The 19,798-nt window shown below is 38.1% G+C and carries 14 protein-coding genes; 5 read left to right on the plus strand and 9 right to left on the minus strand.

Translation table 11 applies throughout. The annotated features are described in order from the left end of the window. Positions 1–84: 84 nt before the first annotated feature. From HOO54_RS04430 to HOO54_RS04450, 5 genes are all read right to left on the minus strand, one after another. The gene (locus HOO54_RS04430; RefSeq protein ID WP_172292926.1) at positions 85–1,344 is read right to left on the minus strand and encodes an MFS transporter; all 1,260 of its coding nucleotides are present in this window, start codon (positions 1,342–1,344) and stop codon (positions 85–87) included. A 15-nt stretch (positions 1,345–1,359) separates the two neighbouring features. After that, entirely contained in the window at positions 1,360–2,274 is a 915-nt protein-coding gene (locus HOO54_RS04435) for a bifunctional helix-turn-helix transcriptional regulator/GNAT family N-acetyltransferase (protein ID WP_172292928.1), read from the minus strand. A 158-nt stretch (positions 2,275–2,432) separates the two neighbouring features. Next, positions 2,433–3,584 carry a phytase gene (locus HOO54_RS04440; protein WP_172292930.1) on the minus strand — a complete coding sequence of 384 codons (1,152 nt, stop codon included), beginning with the start codon at positions 3,582–3,584 and terminating at the stop codon, positions 2,433–2,435. Positions 3,585–4,020: 436 nt separating this feature from the next. Then, positions 4,021–5,166: a phytase gene (locus HOO54_RS04445; RefSeq protein ID WP_172292932.1), complete on the minus strand. Its 1,146-nt coding sequence runs from the start codon at positions 5,164–5,166 to the stop codon at positions 4,021–4,023. Between the two features lie 188 nt (positions 5,167–5,354). After that, positions 5,355–6,845, minus strand: coding sequence for a peptide MFS transporter (locus HOO54_RS04450; RefSeq protein ID WP_172292934.1), 1,491 nt, complete (start codon positions 6,843–6,845; stop codon positions 5,355–5,357). A gap of 286 nt (positions 6,846–7,131) precedes the next feature. Between HOO54_RS04450 and HOO54_RS04455 the strand changes: the two genes are divergently transcribed. Beyond that, positions 7,132–8,856, plus strand: a complete 1,725-nt coding sequence (locus HOO54_RS04455; RefSeq protein WP_172299344.1) for a right-handed parallel beta-helix repeat-containing protein — start codon at positions 7,132–7,134, stop codon at positions 8,854–8,856. 8 nt (positions 8,857–8,864) lie between these two features. On the opposite strand, the gene HOO54_RS04460 is transcribed toward HOO54_RS04455, so the two are convergent. Next, a complete protein-coding gene (locus tag HOO54_RS04460; RefSeq protein WP_172292936.1) occupies positions 8,865–9,086 on the minus strand; it encodes a YczF family membrane protein in 222 nt (73 codons plus the stop codon). A 129-nt stretch (positions 9,087–9,215) separates the two neighbouring features. Between HOO54_RS04460 and HOO54_RS04465 the strand changes: the two genes are divergently transcribed. Genes HOO54_RS04465 through HOO54_RS04475 form a run of 3 tightly spaced genes read left to right on the plus strand, consistent with a single transcriptional unit; the run spans position 9,216 to position 13,151 of the window. Continuing rightward, entirely contained in the window at positions 9,216–10,832 is a 1,617-nt protein-coding gene (locus tag HOO54_RS04465; RefSeq protein WP_172292938.1) for a spore germination protein, read from the plus strand. Further along, entirely contained in the window at positions 10,822–12,021 is a 1,200-nt protein-coding gene (locus HOO54_RS04470) for a Ger(x)C family spore germination protein (RefSeq protein WP_172292940.1), read from the plus strand. Before HOO54_RS04465 ends, HOO54_RS04470 begins: the two co-directional genes overlap by 11 nt. Before the next feature lie 32 nt (positions 12,022–12,053). Continuing rightward, positions 12,054–13,151 carry a GerAB/ArcD/ProY family transporter gene (locus tag HOO54_RS04475; RefSeq protein WP_172292942.1) on the plus strand — a complete coding sequence of 366 codons (1,098 nt, stop codon included), beginning with the start codon at positions 12,054–12,056 and terminating at the stop codon, positions 13,149–13,151. A gap of 152 nt (positions 13,152–13,303) precedes the next feature. Here the strand turns inward: HOO54_RS04475 and HOO54_RS25340 are convergent, their stop codons facing one another. After that, the gene (locus HOO54_RS25340; protein ID WP_172292944.1) at positions 13,304–15,016 is read right to left on the minus strand and encodes a methyl-accepting chemotaxis protein; all 1,713 of its coding nucleotides are present in this window, start codon (positions 15,014–15,016) and stop codon (positions 13,304–13,306) included. Positions 15,017–15,316: 300 nt separating this feature from the next. On the opposite strand from HOO54_RS25340, the gene HOO54_RS04485 reads away from it, so the two are divergent. Next, complete coding sequence (locus tag HOO54_RS04485; RefSeq protein WP_172292946.1) at positions 15,317–15,655, plus strand: GNAT family N-acetyltransferase; 339 nt, start codon at positions 15,317–15,319, stop codon at positions 15,653–15,655. Here the strand turns inward: HOO54_RS04485 and HOO54_RS04490 are convergent. Both HOO54_RS04490 and HOO54_RS04495 read right to left on the minus strand, forming a co-directional pair. Continuing rightward, entirely contained in the window at positions 15,595–17,625 is a 2,031-nt protein-coding gene (locus HOO54_RS04490; protein WP_172292948.1) for a sigma-54-dependent transcriptional regulator, read from the minus strand. The two genes, HOO54_RS04485 and HOO54_RS04490, sit on opposite strands and share 61 nt — an antisense overlap. Before the next feature lie 571 nt (positions 17,626–18,196). Continuing rightward, entirely contained in the window at positions 18,197–19,558 is a 1,362-nt protein-coding gene (locus HOO54_RS04495) for an aspartate kinase (protein ID WP_172292950.1), read from the minus strand. Positions 19,559–19,798: the final 240 nt, after the last annotated feature.

Below are 19,798 nucleotides of genomic sequence, written 5' to 3' on the forward strand. Positions count from 1 at the left end.
CTTTCGCAACATGCAATAAAACAAAATTTCTCCTAGATCGTGCTGGAAAACCTGTTTTTGAACCACTCAAAAACAGGTTTTTCGTTAGCATGGAGTCTCATTTTCTAGCTTTCTAGTGCTCGTGTTTGGCTCAGGTAGCAAGATATTTAACAGGCTGGCACCTATTAATAAAATAATGGATATGGTGAAAGATAGGTTGTAATTGCCTGATTGGCTGTACAAGACTCCTGGTAAATAGGCACCTAGAGCCGAGCCGATTTGGTGACTGAAAAACAGCCAGCCGAGAATAAACCCGACGGAATATTGTCTAAAATATTGAGCAGCCAGCATTTGTGTCGGAGTGACGGTCGCAAAATCGACAAGACCAAATAAAATAGCAAACCCGAGTAAAAGCAACGGCTCATGGCTTGATAACAAAATGATAAGCGAGACAGCCCGCATTGCATACAGAAAACATAATAGTTTTCTGTTGCTGAAGCGATCTGCAACCAGTCCTGATATTAAAATGCCAATGATATTAAAACCGGCGAGCAGACTAACCGCAATGCTGGTCGTGCTTGTTGAAAAACCGTGGTCATGTGAAAAAGGAATAAGATGAGTATCCATTAATCCTGTTGTCGTAAATCCGCAAATAAAAAACGGGATAATAAGCAACCAAAACTTTTTGTTTATGAAAGCGGATTTATACGACATGTTTTTCGATTGATCAGTTGTCTTGTGTGTTGGTCCAGACTGATGGAAGCCGCCGACAGGTTGCATATTTTTTTCTGTTGGGCTATTTCTTAAAAACAAACAGGCAATCGGAAATATGATGAGTGTTAAAAAGATTCCTAAGACACAGACGGTTACTTTCCAATTAAACCAATCAATAAGTAACAGCGATCCTGGGACAAGCAGCATTTGGCCAGCTCCGAATCCTGCTTCCATTATGCCTAAAGCAAGTCCGCGTTTTTCACTAAACCAGTTCGTTACAATAACGGTTGATGCTATATTTGATGCTCCGCCGACACCAAGTGAGACAATAATGCCGTATAAAATAAAGAGCTGCCAAGAAGAAGTGACGAAATTTGTAAAAAAGATACTTAGCCCAACTAACAGTGTACTCAATGATAAAACAATTCTTGGTCCAACCCGATCAACGAGCCTGCCAATGACAGGCTGTGATACACCGTAAACGATGAAGCTCAGCATGGAGATCAGTGAAATTGTTCCTCTATCAAGTGAAAAATCTTCTTCCCAAGGCTTGATAAAGGCTCCAAATGAAAGACGGACACCTTGGACAGCTAATAAAGTTAAAAATGTCACAAAAACGATTAGCCAAGCATAGTGTAATTTTTGTTTCATGAATCCTCCCAGTTATCATGCTAATGTTAAGTCCCAACGTTCTTCTTGGAGTACTTGCCCCCATAATAAGGTTGCTTCTTTGATTTCAGTTTGTTTGAAACCAAATTTTTCATATAATGGCCGTGCTTCTTTCATTGTTTTGACAGTCCAAAGAATAATCTGTTTAAAGTTCATACTTTGACAATAATTGACGAGCTGCTGAATAAGGCGAGTTCCAATCCCTTTACGATGAAAAGCGGGGTCAACAAGGAACCATCTGAGCTGTGCTGTATGATCATCGAGCTTGACAAGCCCAATACATCCCGCAAACCTTCCTGCACTTTCGGCAATCCAAATTTTTTCGATCTTTGCATGAAATGTTTCATGAAGGTAGTCTGTAAATGTATGATCCCAGCCGTGTGTTTCGGCATAAAAGGTTCGCTGTTTTTCTATCATCAGTTTAATATCATCAGAAATATAGTAATCTCTTATTGAAATCTCTGCGTTTTTAGGTGAGAGGTGTTCAGACAAAATACATTCAACTGTATTCATTGCTTCGACAAGTTTTTTTTGGGTCTGGTCGTCAATTTGTTTGAGAATATAATCAATCTGCTGATTTGCTTTTGCTTCTAGTTTTTTATAAATCGTTTGGCCAAATTCAGTTAAATAAATATAATGATGGCGGCTGTCTTCTTCACTTTTTTTTCTGTAGATGATCTTTTCTTTCTCAAAATGCTTGATCAGTCTACTTACATAACCGCGATCTAAACCGAGTTTATCCTGAATCATCTTTGCTGTGCACTCACCTGTATGATGAATTTCAAATAAGATCCGTGTTTCCGTTAAAGAAAACGGACTGTCATAAATATGTTCATTGAGAAACCCTAAAACATTTGTGTAAAATCGATTGAACTTTCTGAATTTTAAAAGTGTAGATTGATTTGGTTCCATGACGCTACATTCACTCCTTCAATAGTTGATGATGTCAATTATAACAAAAAGGTTGACTAAGTCAAGTATATGTTGAGCTATCATTCCATAAATGGGTATGTGAGGAAGTCAAGCATGCTAAAAAAATCCGGAATTACCCGGATTTTTAAAAACTTGCATTAGTTTTTATTACGATTTTTAAGTTTACGCGGATTTACTTGATCATCAAAATCTGGTTTATCATCTAATTTTTTAGCAATTTTTTCCCAAGAGGTAATTTTGAAATTTTGGTTAGCCACTGTTCCATCTTCAATATTTTCATCATCCTGTGCGACAAAGATTCCGTATGGATATTTCTTACCTAACCCAAAACCGAGGACATCGATGCCATCAGTGTGACTTGTTCCATCTGCATGATGTCCGTCTTTAACCGAGAATGATCCAACATATTGGTGATCACCTTTACGATCATACATGACATATTTGCTGTCTCCCTGGCTGGAAGCGATCAAATAACCTTTACCATCTTCCCCATAATAAAGTGTCAACCCTTCAATGTCAGCCGTTAAATGCTGTCCGCCGGCACGATCGATGATTTCACCTTTTGAGTCTCCATCTGGTTCAGCACTGAATTTCCATATCGCAACGTCTTCTTCAGAAATAAACATTGTGCCATATTCATCATCTGTGACAAGCCCTTCTGTTTGTGAGTCCATTTTAAAGGCACGGACTTTTTTGCCCTCGACTTGGCCTTGTCCATTATCAAATAATTCGTACTGTTCAAATTCACCGGTTTTTCCTGTCACCATCGCATAGAATTTTCCGGTTTTCTGACTGTGATATAAGCTAAACCCATAGACTTCATCAATGTCTGTCTTAATTGGTTTGTTTGGATTGACAATACTTTTTAATTCATTTGAATGACCATCAAAAGCATATAGCTCAACCGTGTTTTTTCCATCTGAGCGGTTTGAAGCCCCAACGATGTCGACTTTTTTATCACCGAGAGGAAAATTGTAGCGAAGGTCAACATTGTTTAACTTCCCAAAGTCATAAGAATTCAGCTGTTTTCCTTTTAAATCATAAACAACCAGACCTGATTTTTTATTTGTAGTGATGAGTTTACTTTTATCTGGATGCTTAGGATCAACCCAGATTGAAGGATCATCTGCTGCATCATCACCATTTCCTACCGGTTCTGTCTCTGCATGTGGTGAAACATCAAAATGTTTAGGTGAATGATGTTCCTTTGCCTGTGTTTGGCTAATAAGAGCCGGTGTTAGAATGCTCGCTGTGAGAGCCGAGATTGCAAGTGTTTTGTAAATCTTCATAGATGTTACCTCCTTTTTTGTTGGATTTCATCATAACAAAAAAATAGGTATTTTATTTTAAGGTGATATTAAGGATAAATTAAATGTGATGTCAAAATGATGTCAGTGGGTATAAAGAAATGAGTCTTTATGTAGAATTTCGCCTAAAAAAAGATAAATTTAAAAAATCTAGACATATTTTGGGTAATAATAGATAGCGAATAAAGATGGTGGAAAAAAACAAATAAAAAAGAGGCTGTCCTGAAAGTCGTGTGGATGAATAAAAATTGGGGAATTTGCTCGCTTTCCGCGGGCGATCCGCGAGCCTCCTCGGAGCTCGTTCCTTGCTCCTCTTGGGTCTCGCCTGGCTCGCTGTTTCCGCAGGAGTCTCGCAATTCCCCCTGATTTATGTTGAAAAAGGACTTTTTAGACAGCTCTCATATCCAGTTCATAGTGATTAGTCATCATGACGATTTTCTAGTTCACGCGGATTCACCTGATCGTCTAAGTCAGGTAATTCATCCATTTTTTCAGCAATTTCTTCCCAAGAGGTGATTTTAAAATTTTGGTTTACTACTTTTCCATCATCAACGTTTTCATCATCTTGTGCGACAAAGATTCCGTATGGATATTTTTTTCCTAATCCAAAACCGATGACATCAATACCATCGGAATGGCTTGTCCCATCAATATGTTTTCCGTCTTCAATTGTGAATGATCCAACATATTCATGGTCATCCTCACGATCATACATTACAAATCTGCTGTCACCTTGACTTGAGGCGATCAAATAGCCTTCACCATCTTCACCGTAATACATTGTTAATCCTTCAATATCTGCTGTTAAATGCCCTCCGCCGGCACGATCGATGATTTTACCTTTCGATCCGCCGTCAGGTTCAGCGCTGAATTTCCAAATTCCAACTTCTTCTTCGGCAATGAACATTGTTCCATATTCGTCATCTGCAACAGTTCCTTCTGTTTGAGAGCCCATTTTAAAAGAGCGAACTCTTTTGCCTTCGACTTGGCCTTGTCCATTATCAAATAACTCGTACTGTTCAAATTCGCCATTTTTCCCCGTTACCATGGCGTAGAACTTTCCGGTTTTTTGACTGTGATAAAGGCTAAACCCATACACTTCTTGAATGTTTGTTTTAATTGGTCTGTTAGGATTCACGATATCTTTTAATTTGTTTGAATAGCCATCAAATGCATATAGTTCAACTGTGTTTTTTCCGTCTGAGCGGTTTGAAGCGCCAACAATGTCGACTTTTTTGCCGTCAAGTGGAAAATTGTAACGAAGGTCGACATTATTCAGTTTTCCAAATGGATATGAGTTGAGCTGCTTTCCATTTAAATCATAAACGATCAAACCAGATTTTTTATTTGTCGTAATCAGTTTGCTTTCTTCAGGATTTTTAGGGTTAACCCAGATGGCTGGATCATCGGCTGCATCATCAGCCGTTCCGACAGGTTCTGTTTCCGCATGAGCGGTCACTTTAAATTGTTCGGTCGATTGTGCTTTTGTAGCTGGACCGATAAAAGCGGGAGTCAAAATACCAACTGTGAGAGCCGTGATTGCAAGTGTTTTATAGATTTTCATATGATTACCTCCTTTTTTATTGGGTTTATCGTAACAAACGAATTCATTGTTTATTTTAAGGAGAGGTAAAGTTTGCGTTAAAAGAGATTTCAAAAAGATTTTTTTAGGTAGAAGGAAATGGTAGGGAAGAATCTCTTGAAGAAATGAGAAACAACCTGCCCAAAGAGACAGGTTGTTTTTGTTTTCAGCTATTTGACACCCTTCATAAATTTTTGAATTTTCGGAGAAAGCATAAACAGAAGGATCCCTAGTAAAATTGATATGCCGCCAATAATTCCAAAATAGGAGATCTCGTTATTTTCATTATAAAATCTGACAATTTGCGCATTAATTGCTTGCGCAGAAGCATTTGATAAAAACCATAAGCTCATGGTTTGTGCTGAGAAAGCAGCTGGTGCTAACTTTGTTGTTGCTGATAGCCCTACAGGTGAGAGACACAATTCACCGAGTACAACGATGAAAAAGCTGAGGACAAGCCACATTGGGTTAGCCAGTGAGTCAGTACCGTTAATATATGCTGGGAAGATCATGACGATAAATGATAAACCAGCAAGCATCAAACCGAGTGAAAATTTCGTCGGAGTCGAAGGCTGCCGTTTCCCGAGCCGCATCCAAAGCCAGGCAAAGACCGGTGCAAACATAACGATGAATAATGGATTTAATGATTGGAACCATGATGATTGCAATTCAAACCCTAAAAAATTCAAATTGGTTCGTTTATCCGCATAAGTAGCTAAAATATTAGCCCCCTGTTCTTGAATTGCCCAGAACATCATCGATGCGATAAATAGAGGGATATAAGCAATCAGACGAGAACGTTCATCACTTGTTGTTTTAGAACTTATGAACATGACAATAAAATAAATGCAGGGGATAATGATCCCTAAACAGCTGACAATCATGGTAAATAAATTAATGGTCATTTTTCCTGTTACAATTGAAACTGCACCAATAGCAGCTATAACTAGAGTGCTAATTCCGAAAATGAAAAATATTCGTTTTCTTTCAGTGGCTGACAACGGATTCGGCACTTTTTGTCCGGCAGACCCGAGACTCTTCTTTTTCGTTAAGACATATGTAACAAGTCCGAAGAACATACCGATAGCAGCAAGACTGAAACCGAGATGGTAATTATAAGTTTGTCCAACTGTACCGACAATAATCGGTGCGACAAATCCGCCTAAGTTAATTCCCATGTAGAAAATACTAAAACCAGAATCGCGGCGATTATCTTCAGGGCTATAAAGATCCCCGACAACACTTGAAACATTAGGTTTCAAAAGACCAGTTCCGATAATGATGAGAAACATGCTGATAAAGAAAGCGGGAACGCTTCCAGGAAATGATAACATAATATGACCTAACATGATGAAAATCCCGCCGTAAAACACGGTTCTAGCAGTACCGAGCAGTCTGTCTGCGATCCAACCGCCAATTATTCCAGACATATAGACGAGAGAGCCGTATACGGCCATAATTGAATTGGCTGTAGTCTCCTCAAAACCAAGACCGCCATTTTTTACTTGAGTGTACAAATAATAGATCAGGATTGCTCTCATACCATAGTATGAAAATCGCTCCCAAAATTCAGTGAAGAACAGAGTGAAGAGTCCGCGGGGATGTCCAAAAAACCCCTTTTGCGGAATGTTTTGAAAAGTTTCATTTTGATGATTTGCCATTCGCAGTACTCCTTCTTTTTTGAACTTATAAAAATCATATTCTTATATAATGATCATGTCAATATTGATTCATTTCACTTAACAGTTTGCTAGGTCATGAAACCTAGTAAATAAGCGCATTTTATTAAAATAAAAAAATTACTTTTTCTCTACTATATTAAAAAGATTTTTCAATAAAATTTTATCTAATTGTACAAGCAAATGTTAAACGATTTCCATATAGATAATCGTGAACACAACATTTTAAAAGGAGGCTGACATTTTGCTTCAACAGCAACCCGAAGAGATGACAATGGTGATTGTCGATGTGAGGATATTTGGCGCTGTTGGTGATGGTAAGACAGACAGTACACAACAGATTAATGAATGTCTGAGATGGACAAAGTCTATGGGTTACAATACAGTTTGGATTCCCAATGGAACGTACTTGATTGATGGAACGTTCAATGGTGATCCAAACTTTCCATACAAAAATGCGGGGATCAATGTTCCAAGTAACATAACGATTTTGATGGATGCGGAAACGATGATCAAAATCAAGCCAAATAGCTCATGGGGGTATTCTGCATTTTATATTGGAACAGAGTCAAATATCAAAATATCCGGTGGCACACTTATCGGTGATCGGGATGAACACATATACACACCATCTCCAAGACCGACGCATGAGTGGGGGTTTGGATTTTGCCTTGAAGGCGCTTCACATGTACGAATCGAAAATGTTAAAATGACTGATTTTACTGGTGATGGCATCATTATTAGCTCCTCTGGTGGTGATGATTTTATACCTTCAGAACATATTGTTGTAAGAAATTGTGAAATCAGACGTTCTCGAAGAAATAATATCTCGATCACAGGTGTTGACGATGTTTTAGTGGAAGACTGTAACATTGAGAATGCAAATGGGACACAACCGGAGCTTGGAATTGATATTGAAGGATATAGTGAAGGTAATAACATATATGAGAAACCTGTCCATGTGATTATTCGAAATAATCTCTTAAAAGAGAATTCAAACGGGGCGGTCACCAATTTTAATGGGAAAGCAGTTTTAATAGAAGGAAACCATGTTGATGGTACGATTTCTTATGGATATGGGACAGAGACGGTGATTGCCAACAATACGATTATCAAAAATCAAAAGAATGAGCAGACAACAGGAATTACTGGATTGGGAACAAGCAACTTAGAAGATAACAATGATGTCGTTATCCAAGGAAATATCATTATCGATTTTGCAAAAGGGATTGATATTCGTGGAAACAGTGTGCTTGTCTCAGGAAATAAGATTCGAAATTTTGAACGGATTGGTATTTTAGCATATCAGGCATCACAAGTGAATATCGAGGGCAATGATATTGAAAACGGACGTCCAGAAAAAAAGAAAAGTATCGGTTTCAGTATCAAACAATCAGACCATATCACTTTTTCAAATAATAAAATCACAAATGTCATCCTTGCGTTTAGGAGTAGAGGTCAAGAGATTTATATGAAGGGAAATGTCATCACCCAGTTTTCTCGGGGCATCTGGGTTTCCGAAGGTCATGCTGTTGTTGAGGGAAATCATATTTCTCCAGCCGCTTTTCACATGGTTCCCGAATCTTATTCGATATCGGTGACAAACTCAGCTTCCGCTGTCATTCAAAATAATAACATTAGCGACTTTAAAAATTTCCCGATTTACTGTACAACAGACAGGCAAACGAAAGTAATCAATAATGTCATTGAAGATTCCCCATTGATCGTCACAATCTTTTTGTCATACGGAACATACGAGGTCATCGGAAACACCATTTCTGCAGTTAGAGAAAAACCGTCAGCCGCTATGATTCATCTCAGCCAATCAACAAATTCATTGATCATCAATAACACGCTCCTTAATCAATTTAATAAGATCACAGCGATTCACACGAAAACAGCTACGCAAACGATAATTGTTGGCAATACAATGATCAACGGAACCATTCAACATCATCAGACAGATGTTGTGAAAGGAAATATTGAAACATGAGGCTTACTTTATGACTGTTGTTTTTTCTTTTTCAAAATCATGATGACTTCAACAAAAATAATGACGAAAAAGAATATAACGATCAGCCAGTCACCTAATGTTAATACTCCAAACGCTGCTACATTATTTTGCGTGGCTTCGGTAAAAGTCATCCCCTGCAAAACATCCAGCATCACAGAAACAGTCATCATGCAAATGAATAGAAAGAATGAAATTCCGGTTATTCTCATGATATCACTCTCCAATACCGTTATTTTTTCAGAATTCTATTGACACTATGCCAAGAAATAAAAACAGGTTTGAATAAATAGTAGTGCATGAGGAAAAATATGAAAAAATGAAGAAAGGGATTCTGATATATGCCACTATTTTTTAAACGACAAAAGAACAAAAATCGGAAATCTCTTCAAAACGATTCGGAGAAAGATGCATCTGACATTAATCATTCACTGGCTGAAAATCTGACATTTATAAAAGAAAAAATGGGCCACAGTTCTGATATTGTAGTTCGCAATATCAAGACAGGAAAGCAGTCACAATTAGAAATAGCTGTTGTATATATTGAGGGCATTGTCGACACAAAAGCGATTCATGAATTTATTCTTGAATCGCTAATCAATGATGCTTCATTAGCGAAAAAAGAAGATGATGATCATCTTCTTCAAATGATAAGTGAAAAAGCTGTTGCCCTTGGCAGTATAAAAAAAGAAGACAAGTTAGATGCACTGATTGCGGCATTAATATCTGGGGATACCGTTATTTTGCCAGATGGTAGTAATAGCGCGGTCATTGCAAGTACAAAAGGAGGGGAGAAGCGTTCCATTAAGGAACCAGATAGCCAACAATCGTTCAGGGGACCGCGCGAAGGATTTATTGAATCGTTGGGGACAAATATTTCGATGGTGAGGCGGTATGTTAAAAGCCCAAACCTATGGGTGGAAACGATGACGATTGGAAGTGTTACAAATACAAATATTGCATTAATGTATATTAACGGTATTTGTGATCAAAAAACGGTTACTGAAGTCAGAAAAAGGTTGAAAGGTATTGAAATTGACAGTATTTTGGAATCAGGCTATATCGAACAGCTGATCGAAGATAATTCATTTACGCCATTTCCTTCCATTTATCATACAGAAAGACCTGATATGGTAGCTGGGAATCTCCTTGAAGGAAGAATTGCCATTATGGTTGATGGAACACCATTTGTTCTGATTGTTCCAGCTGTTTTTATTCAATTTTTTCAATCGGTTGAGGATTATTATTCGCGGTTTGATATTTCTACATCGATCCGATTGTTACGTATTTTAATTTTTTTTATATCATTGATTGCACCCGCTGTTTATGTAGCGGCAACGACCTTTCATCAAGAAATGATTCCGACACAGCTCTTAATTGTCATTGCAGCCCAGCGAGAAGTCGTCCCTTTTCCTGCGGTGATGGAAGCATTGATAATGGAAATTGCTTTTGAAATTTTGCGGGAAGCAGGGATTCGCTTGCCAAAAGCGATTGGATCGGCTGTTTCGATTGTTGGCGCAATCGTGATCGGACAGGCGGCTGTCCAAGCTGGAATCGTGTCTCCGGCAATGGTCATTATTGTCGCCATCACAGCAATTTCCAGTTTTGCGACACCATCTTTTTCAATGGCCATCTCTGCAAGACTTGTTCGGTTCCTTTATATTATAGCTGCGGCAACGATAGGATTTTATGGCGTTATTCTAGGGTTAATGATCATGTTTGTTCATTTATGCAGTCTTCGTTCATTTGGTGTTCCATATATGACTCCTATTGCACCTTTTATTCCCAAAAACGCAGGAGATACAATATTTCGGTCACCATTGTGGGCAAATAAAAAAAGACCTGAGTTAATTGGTAATGACAATAAAAATAGACAAGGAGATGCCCAGAAGCCTCAGCCGCCAAATCCAAGAGAGATGGTGACAGATCAAGAGGAAGGTGATCAGAATGAGACATAAATATTTGCTCGTCCTTTTCATGCTGACCAGTGTGTTGCTTCAAGGTTGCTGGGATAAAAAAGAAATGACAGATTTAGCGCTTATTTCAGCGGTTGGAATTGATAAGGGTAAGAATAAAAGATATGAGATCACCTTTCAAATTATCAATCCAAGTATGACGGCTGGAGGCCTTCAAGGAGGTCAAGGCGGAGAGCGTCCACCGGTGACAAGCTTCTCAGTTGCTGGAGACAACTTTACTTCTGTTAGCCGTAAGGCATCAACTGAAGTTTCCCGAAGACTATATTATGCTCATACAAATGTGGTTATTATAGGTGAAGATGTAGCGAAAGATGAAGGAATTGTGAAATTACTTGATGTCATTGACCGTGATACAGAGTTCCGTTCGACATCAACACTTGTGATTGCCAACGGAACGAAAGCAAAGGACATTGTCAGAACGGTGACAACGATAGAAAAAATACCGGCGAATAAAATTAATAAAGTGTTGCAGTTCACAGAGGAACAACAAGGTGAACATATCAAAGTGGGTGTTCAAGATGTTTTGCAGTCTTTGGCAGCCAAGACGAAATCTCCTTTGGTTCCCCTTATAAAACTGACTGGTGATAAGGAGAAGGGTGAATCAATGGAAAATGTTCAAACAACATCTCCTTCTGCGGTGGTAAAGGCTGGAGGTATGGCGGTAATAAAAGATGGGAAATTTGTTGATCGTTTGACAGGGAAGATAGCAAGAGGGGTTTTGTGGATTCGGGGCCGTGTGAAAAAGACGCACGTCAATATAAGGTGGAATCATAAAGAAGATGCTGTCACATATGACCTAACAAGACAAAAAACAAAGGTTACCCCACAGCTCAAAAATGGAAAATTAAAAATGACCGTTCATATTGATACAGAGGGAGATGTTGGAGAAGTCAATACATCAATTCGGTTAGAGGATCCAAAGGTACTTCATCAAATTGAGAAAAAAATTGAGAAGAAACTCAAAAAACAGCTGGAAGAGACGGTCCGTTTTGCTCAAGAAAACAAAATTGATGTCCTGCAATTTGGAGATATTGTGTATCAGTCCCAACCTGACATGTGGAAAAAAATCGAAAAACAATGGAATGATAAGTACTTTCCACAATTAGATGTTGATATTACGGTTAACAGTTTTGTCCATAGAACAGGATTAAAAGCCAATCCAAAAATGTAGGATCGACACTGGAGAGAAAGGAGCGCTTTTCAATGGAAAAGGCAAAAATTAGTGCCAAGCAGTTATTTGTCTTAATGGTTCTGTTTGAACTTGGCAGTGCTTTGCTGATTTTCCCAGGGCTCTCAGCAGAACAAGACAGCTGGCTCGCGATTTTGTTTGGCGGGCTGGGTGGTATTGTTCTATTTTTGATGTACCATTATCTCTATCAACTCGATCCCAATGCTTCACCATATGAAACGGTCAGCAATCTTCTCGGACAACGGATTGGCTGGATTGTTTCCTTTCTCTATATTATGTATGCTACATATATTGCAGCAAGGGTGTTGCGCGATTTCGGAGAGATGTTGTTAATATCTGCTTATCCCGGGACACCGCTTCTTTTTGTAAATGGATTGTTGATCATCGTTTGTATATTTAGTGTACGTAAAGGGATTGAAGTATTAGCACGGACAGGTGAGATTCTGTTTACAATTATGACTTTACTTGCTCTCATAGGCTGCTGTCTGATCATTGCCTCGGGATTGATTCATATAGATAATTTAAAGCCCGTTTTGGCAAATGGAATTAAACCGGTTATAAATTCCACTTTGACACAAACGCTTTATTTTCCGTTTGGGGAACTGATTGTATTTATCGTCATCCTTCCATATCTTAACCGACCGAAAGAAGTCAAAAAAACAGGAATATGGGCCATCATTATCAGCGCTCTGATCTTGGCTGTCAATACTGCGATCAATATTAGTGTGCTTGGTGTTGATCTCACTTTGCGTTCACGATTCCCTCTTCTAAGCACTATTCAAACGATTCAAGTGGCCGAATTTTTGGACAGGCTTGATGTATTTTTTATGCTGGTGTTGATCATCGGTGGTTTTTTCAAAGTTAGTCTATTTGTGTATGCTGTCAATATAGGAACATCTATGTTGTTCAAAGTAGAACATCCGACAAGGCTTGTCGTTCCGAGTGGTTTGATCATCTTAATTTTATCAGTCTCAATCGCAAGTAATATTTCTGAACATGTCGTTGAGGGACTGGATGTTGCACCTATGTTTGTTCACTTGCCCATTCAGATTATCTTTCCAGCGGTTCTTTGCTTCATAGCTTTCTTCAAAAAACGGCGAAAAGGCAAATGAACGGCGGTCAATCAACAGAAATTCTTTGCTGTCCTATACACCGCCGCATTCTCGTCTAATGTTTATGAAGGAATTCGGCTCCCGTTTAATGATTAACTCGGAAACATCAATGAGGCTGTCGACCAAAAATCGACAGCCTCATTTCATCATGTTTAGATTTTAAATTTCCGAATTAAATGTTGCAGTTCTTCCGCATTTTGTGCAAGGATTTGCGAAGAAGCTGCGATTTCTTCCATTGAAGCCAGCTGTTCTTGTGTTGCAGCACTTACTGTTTGTGTACTTTCTGCTGCTGTTTCGGCAATTTCTTTAACATCGAAAACGGCTGTTTCAATTTCATTTGCTCCAGCATTCAAATTTTTGACTAATGATGCAACACCATTAATTTGTGTCACAACATCTTTAATCGAACTTTCGATTTTTTGGAAAGCGCCACCGGCTTCGCTTACAACGACAAGCCCTTCTTTTACTTCACCAGTTGCTGAGACAACGGTATTCATCGTTTGTTTCGTATCATTTTGAATAATAGTAATTAGTTTTGTAATCTGTTCAGCAGATTGTGCGGATTGTTCAGCTAACTTCCTGACTTCATCTGCGACAACGGCAAAGCCTTTGCCTTGTTCACCGGCTCTGGCGGCTTCAATTGCTGCATTTAATGCCAACAAGTTCGTTTGTTCTGCAATGCTTGTAATCACTTCTGTAATATTGCCAATCTGATTAGAGCGTTCTGTTAATTGCTTAAATGCCTCGGCTAGTGAGACAACTGTTTCATTAATAGACTGCATTTGAGCGTTGACCTTGTCAATCGCTTTTGTCCCTGTAAGTGACATTTGTGCTGTTTGATCGACGGTTGAAGCTGCTTTTTCAGCATTAGATGCAATTCTTCCTGCAAATTCTGTCATTCCTTTAATGACGGTTCTGCTTTGTTCAACACTTTCCACTTGTTTATCCGAACCTGAGGCAAGTTCTTGAACCGTTGTGGAAATGTATTCACTCGCTTTTGTACTTTCATCTGCACTTGCACTTAACTGTTGGGATGAAGATGCCACTTGATGAGATGTTTCACCGACAGTTTCAATAATTGAACGAACACCTGAGACCATTTTGTTGAAAGAAGCTGTTAACAAACCTAGTTCATCTTTTGACTGATAGGTTCCTTCGACTGTAAAATCACCTTGCTCCGTTTTTGCAAATAATGACTGAATGTTTCTGATTGGTCCTGCAATCATTCTTGCCATAATAAGGCTGATTGCGATGGTCAAAAGGAGACTGACAGCAATCACAATGATTAACATTGTTGTTGTTGAACTTGCCTCTTCTGAGTCTCGCTCATAAATCGTTTTCGCATTTTCCCCATTTAATGTTTGAATATCTTCAATTAACTTGGTCACATCATCTCTATGAGATTTCATGTCTGTCAAATAAAGACGATATGCTTTATCATTTTTATTTTCTAAAGCCAAGTCAAGCATCTTTTTGCTCATGTCTTGTAGTTCTGTATATTCGGTTTTAAACGTTTGATATTTTTCTTTCACGTTATTCGCTAAAGTAATTTGATCAATTTGTTCCATGATTTTAGCATTGTCTTCAAGTTTTTTCTCAATATTTTGTTTGCGTTGTTCATTTATACTGTTGTCTTCCGTTGCCATTAATTCAAATTTGTTTGCATCCATTTCAAGGTTATTTGCTCTTAGTTTTGCAAATAACTGATTGGGGATCAATTGATTTTGATAAATAATTTCTGACCCCTTCGAAAATTTATTTAGCCCCATCATCCCTTCGATTCCAACAATAGATAATGATAGAGCTGATATGACAATAATTATAAAAAATTTATTTCGAATTTTAAGGTTTTTTAGCAGTTTCATACTTTTTCCCCCGTGGTTTATTTACTATCCATATCGGCAATCTGGCGAGAGAAGTAAAGTATTAAAAAGAGGAAAATCAGCTGGGAATATACTCTCTGAAGACTTATTAAATTCAAAGTAAACTTTGTACAGATCCATTTATTATAAAGGGTTCAGAAGATACCCAGTATTTAAAGAGAGTAGCTCAATGTTCTCACTGGTAAATATAAGTAAGCAAGTTAGCCCTAACAGAGAGAAGTTACCACTTTTTCTTATTTTATTGGAAAACATGGTAAAATGTATAAAAAGGAGATGGCTACAATGATCATTAGACCGGTTTCAGGAAATGATGCACAACAATTTTTAGAATTAAATAAAAAACTTGATGAGTCTGGTTTTATGTTGTATGAACCTGGGGAACGAAAAACGACTGTTGAAGAGCAAAGAAAATCATTAGAAAGAATTCAATTTGAAAAGAAATCAATCTTTTTTGTAGCAGAAGTAGATAACAAAATTGTTGGGTTTATTGCAGCGATAGGCGGAAAAGTAAAACGAAACCAACATTCTGCTTACCTTGTTTTAGGTGTCCTTGAAGAATATCAAGGTCTCTCAATCATATCTTCCAAATACAAATCTTTGTTGAGCATGTCTCCGAGATAAAGTGCCATCTGTGTTGAAACATTATTCATAATGACAACTGGTCCATTGATATGCAGTTTGAATTGTGAGTAAATATCTTTTAATGACCCCATATCGACCAAGATCACAAGACCTTCAGAGACATCATTGTGTTCAATATAATTCAACACTTGTGCTGCAATGTCTTCGACGGAAACATCGATTGGCATATCGAATGCTTCAAACATATTTTTGCGGAGTAAACGGTTGGCAACATTGGCAATACTTGAGGCGGTTGCATAGCCGTGAGCGAGAATGATGGCTTTTACTTTGTTATTTGTTTGTTCCATTGCGATACTCCGCAAGTAAAAGGTAAGAAAGATTTTATCCATTTTATATAATTTTACGTCAAGCTTACTTTCGATAAAATGAACAAGCTGTTTAGCCAGTTGTTGCTCTGTTTTATAATTTAAATCTACGAACTTGGACAAATTTTCAATTAATGTTTTTTGTTTGTTTAACAACTGCAATTCCGCATTGCCTTTGTAATAAAGAAAGTATGCCATTGTATACACACTGTTGCCATTGAATCTAACATTAAACATGTTTTCGAGATGGTGAAAGATGTCTTGGACATTTACTGTCGTTAATTCCATCATGACTCCCGCGTGTTTTTTTGACGCATGAAAGATGAGGTTGTCAAACAGGAGGTTTGTTTCATTAAATATATATTTTTCAAAAATTGAACGATCAAAGTTTGTAGATTGATGTTCTTCGTAAAATTTCAAAATGTGAGAATAGGTTGTTTTGATTAGACTTAAATATGAAGTACTTGATTGAAATAATTGATCCAATGTTGTATTTGGTGAGATGATGATCTCATGATTTTGCTTATATTTGTTGTCAGTATAACGAATCGTGTCTTCCAAAATGCTTTCCGGTAAGTCAAGCAGTGTAATTGACACTTCTTTCTGTGCTTCCTTTTTTACAAATACGGAAGCAGCGATATATTTGATGAGGTTTTTTAACTCCCCCATGTTTCCGTCATAATGGTGTTTCATCAAGGCATCAAGTGCTCTTGTAGATATTCGCAGTGGTAGCTGAAGCTTCTGTGCTTCCTTTATCAAAAATAGATAAACAAATTGTTTTTTTTCTTTTTCTCCTCGTTCATCAAGACCTGGAATCCAGACTTTGATGGGAATTCGTCGCAGGAATGTACGGAGAAAACTTCTTTCCAACTCCTCGGTTGTAGCAAAAATAAGACGCACATTCGCTTGATGTTCACCTTCGCTTTCTCCCATTCGCCGAAAGATTCCTTGATCAAGAAATGTGAATAATTTTTCTTGTCCTTCTTCATTCAGCCGATGAACTTCATCTAAAAATAAGATGCCGCCATCTGCTGCATCAAGCAATCCCCGTTTTGTCGCATCAGCACCGGTAAAAGCGCCTTTTACATAACCAAATAAGTTGCTTGACAATAGTTCGGCATTATTCGCATATTGTGCACAATTAAAACGAATAAACGGGGCATTTTTCGGAAGAATACCTTTTTCTAAACTGTATTGGTAAATCAAATTCGCCAGATAACTTTTTCCTACACCTGTTGGTCCGTGTAAAATAATCGGCAACCCGTCCGGATAACAAACCGATGTCTTAATTTGTTCAATTGCTCTCTTTAAACTTCCATCTGCACCGATTAATTGGTCAAACAGATCTAAGCCGATTACAATCGGCTCCAATTCTTTTAATTCTTGAAAACTATCAAATATACAAGTCGAAAGTTGAAACTTCTTCTCCTCAAAAATTTTCCGACTCAAAAAATAAACGGGTCTTGTATTAATCTTGACAACGAGCCCCTTATGAACAAGTTGATTTAAATAATGGCTGACCGTATTCCGTTTGACATGAAAGAGTTTCGATATTTCCGATGCCGTAAACGAAGCAGCTGACTTGTCCCAGTCAAAATGACACGTTTCTTCATCAAGATATGAAAGCAAATCTTTTTTTAACATGTATGACCCACCTTATTTGTAAGCGTTTACATTTATTGTTTTACAGCTTTTCCGAACGTGGAAGCCCACTTCTTTAGATGCGGGGGATGAGAGTGAGTCCTCTCACAAGTGAACCTACTGCAAATTCTATTGTACAGCATTGAAAACAAAAATCGTACATGGAGTGAAGGTGGAACCTCTTTAATCAAATCGAATGAGGTTCCCTTTTTTATTCAGTTTTCTGTTTATCAATTTTTTGCATTTCTAGCTTTGCTCATACTCGAATAGAACTGTCTTCTTCAGTTTCGCCGCAGCTTAAGCTTATGTAACACAGCTTTTATCCCAAATCCTTTGTTTTGCCTGGCGATAAAAGGGAAATCAGCGGATTTACGAGCAAAATCCAACTCCGCGATGGTTGATCAAAAGATGAAAGTGGATTGAAATTTCTAGACCATTATCAATGCGGAATTTCATTAGATAAGTGATGTAGTTTTTTAAAAAAAGTTCGATGAGTGCTTAAAGATCTTATCTGACTGACGAGGGCTGGCTGCCTTTCATTTTGTGTTTGTGCTTATTCTGTATATGTTTTTTTTTAGATCAGCGCTTTTTCGAAAAACGCCTTGTATAAAGCGTGAACCGCCTGTTTTTCTTGAGCTTCTTTAACACCAAACATGATGCTGACCTCAGATGAGCCTTGATTAATCATTTCAATGTTGACCTGTGCGTCTGAGAGTGCTTTGGCTGCTCTTGCTGTTGTCCCAACATTATGGCGCATCGCTTGACCAACCACCATCACTAAGGCAATGTGGTGTTCAATTGTCACTTCATCTGCATCAAGTTCATCTTTGATGCGCTTCATGATCCTGTTTTCAATTGTTTTATCCATCTGATCCTGTCTTAGGATAATGGTGGTGTCGTCAATACCTGAAGGGATATGCTCATATGTTAGTCGATCATCTTCAAGGATTTGCAGGACACGGCGTCCAAATCCAATTTCGCGGTTCATCAAATACTTGCTAATGTAAATGCTGCAAAAACCGCTGTCACTTGCGATGCCGACCACTGGTCCATTCGTACTGTCGCGTTTTGGAACAACTGTGGTTCCTTCTGCATCGGGGTTATTCGTATTTTTGATTTGAACTGGAATATTGGCACGATAAGCTGGAATAAGAGCCTCATCGTGGAAGACAGAGAAACCGGCATATGATAGCTCACGCATTTCTCGATATGTGAGTTCACGGATTTCTTTTGGGTTTGAAACAATTGAGGGATTGACGCAATAGACAGCATCAACGTCTGTAAAATTCTCATATAAATCAGCTTTTAAGGCATTTGCTAAAATTGAGCCTGTAATATCTGAACCACTGCGCGAGAATGTGATCATGTCTCCATGGTCATTAAATCCGAAAAATCCAGGAAAAATGATAATCCCTTGCTGTTTTTTTAGTTTAGATAAATTTTGATATGATTCCGGTTGGACTTGGGCATTTCCGGGTTCACTCGTAACAAACAGCCCAGCATCTTTCGGGCTGACATAATGGGCGTCAGCTCCTTGATGCCGAAAATAAGCTGCTACTAACTTGGCATGATGATCTTCTCCACTAGCTTTGATCGAATCGATGTAACGATCAGGGTCTTGTTGATCACCTTCAAGAAGCTGGCTTAAATCTGAGCGAATCAGATCGATTACATCATTTGAAAGTCCCAGTTCATCAGCAATATTAGAATAGCGGCTAACAATGGATTCTTCCAGTTCGGGCGCTTCACCAAATAATAAATACTGCTTAGCACAGTTAATGAGCAAATCTGTTACTTTCGTATCTTCCGCATTTCGTTTCCCGGGTGCAGAAACAACGACAACTGTTCGCTCAGGATCTGACGTCACGATTTTAAAAACCTTTTCCAGCTGAGCTCCTGTTGCCAATGAACTGCCACCAAACTTTACGACTTTCATAGCTACATCCCCTAATTTTAAATTTTCTAAATAAATTTAATCTTTATTATTGCGTTTTTCGAAAGAAGAATCAAGCTTTTTCTTTCTGTAGAGCACAAATGCTTTTCTCTAATGGACTTTGATTAGTTCTTTTATAATACTTTTAATTTTTATATCAATCATCTTGACTATGTTAAAAAAGATGATAATATGATGAAAGACCCTTATTGATAATGATAATCATTTACACTGGGCGATGGG

The organism is Bacillus sp. WMMC1349 (genome assembly GCF_013155385.1).
In the GTDB taxonomy this organism is placed as follows: domain Bacteria; phylum Bacillota; class Bacilli; order Bacillales; family Bacillaceae; genus Bacillus.

Bases quoted from the DNA above. Each gene is read 5' to 3' on its own strand.
- HOO54_RS04475 (WP_172292942.1), top strand. From the start codon at position 12,054: ATGGAAAAGGCAAAAATTAGTGCCAAGCAGTTATTTGTCTTAATGGTT.
- HOO54_RS04485 (WP_172292946.1), top strand. From the start codon at position 15,317: ATGATCATTAGACCGGTTTCAGGAAATGATGCACAACAATTTTTAGAA.
- HOO54_RS04460 (WP_172292936.1), bottom strand. From the start codon at position 9,086: ATGAGAATAACCGGAATTTCATTCTTTCTATTCATTTGCATGATGACT.
- HOO54_RS04490 (WP_172292948.1), bottom strand. From the start codon at position 17,625: ATGTTAAAAAAAGATTTGCTTTCATATCTTGATGAAGAAACGTGTCAT.
- HOO54_RS04450 (WP_172292934.1), bottom strand. From the start codon at position 6,845: ATGGCAAATCATCAAAATGAAACTTTTCAAAACATTCCGCAAAAGGGG.
- HOO54_RS04465 (WP_172292938.1), top strand. From the start codon at position 9,216: ATGCCACTATTTTTTAAACGACAAAAGAACAAAAATCGGAAATCTCTT.
- HOO54_RS04435 (WP_172292928.1), bottom strand. From the start codon at position 2,274: ATGGAACCAAATCAATCTACACTTTTAAAATTCAGAAAGTTCAATCGA.
- HOO54_RS04495 (WP_172292950.1), bottom strand. From the start codon at position 19,558: ATGAAAGTCGTAAAGTTTGGTGGCAGTTCATTGGCAACAGGAGCTCAG.
- HOO54_RS04455 (WP_172299344.1), top strand. From the start codon at position 7,132: ATGACAATGGTGATTGTCGATGTGAGGATATTTGGCGCTGTTGGTGAT.
- HOO54_RS04440 (WP_172292930.1), bottom strand. From the start codon at position 3,584: ATGAAGATTTACAAAACACTTGCAATCTCGGCTCTCACAGCGAGCATT.
- HOO54_RS04430 (WP_172292926.1), bottom strand. From the start codon at position 1,344: ATGAAACAAAAATTACACTATGCTTGGCTAATCGTTTTTGTGACATTT.
- HOO54_RS04445 (WP_172292932.1), bottom strand. From the start codon at position 5,166: ATGAAAATCTATAAAACACTTGCAATCACGGCTCTCACAGTTGGTATT.
- HOO54_RS25340 (WP_172292944.1), bottom strand. From the start codon at position 15,016: ATGAAACTGCTAAAAAACCTTAAAATTCGAAATAAATTTTTTATAATT.
- HOO54_RS04470 (WP_172292940.1), top strand. From the start codon at position 10,822: ATGAGACATAAATATTTGCTCGTCCTTTTCATGCTGACCAGTGTGTTG.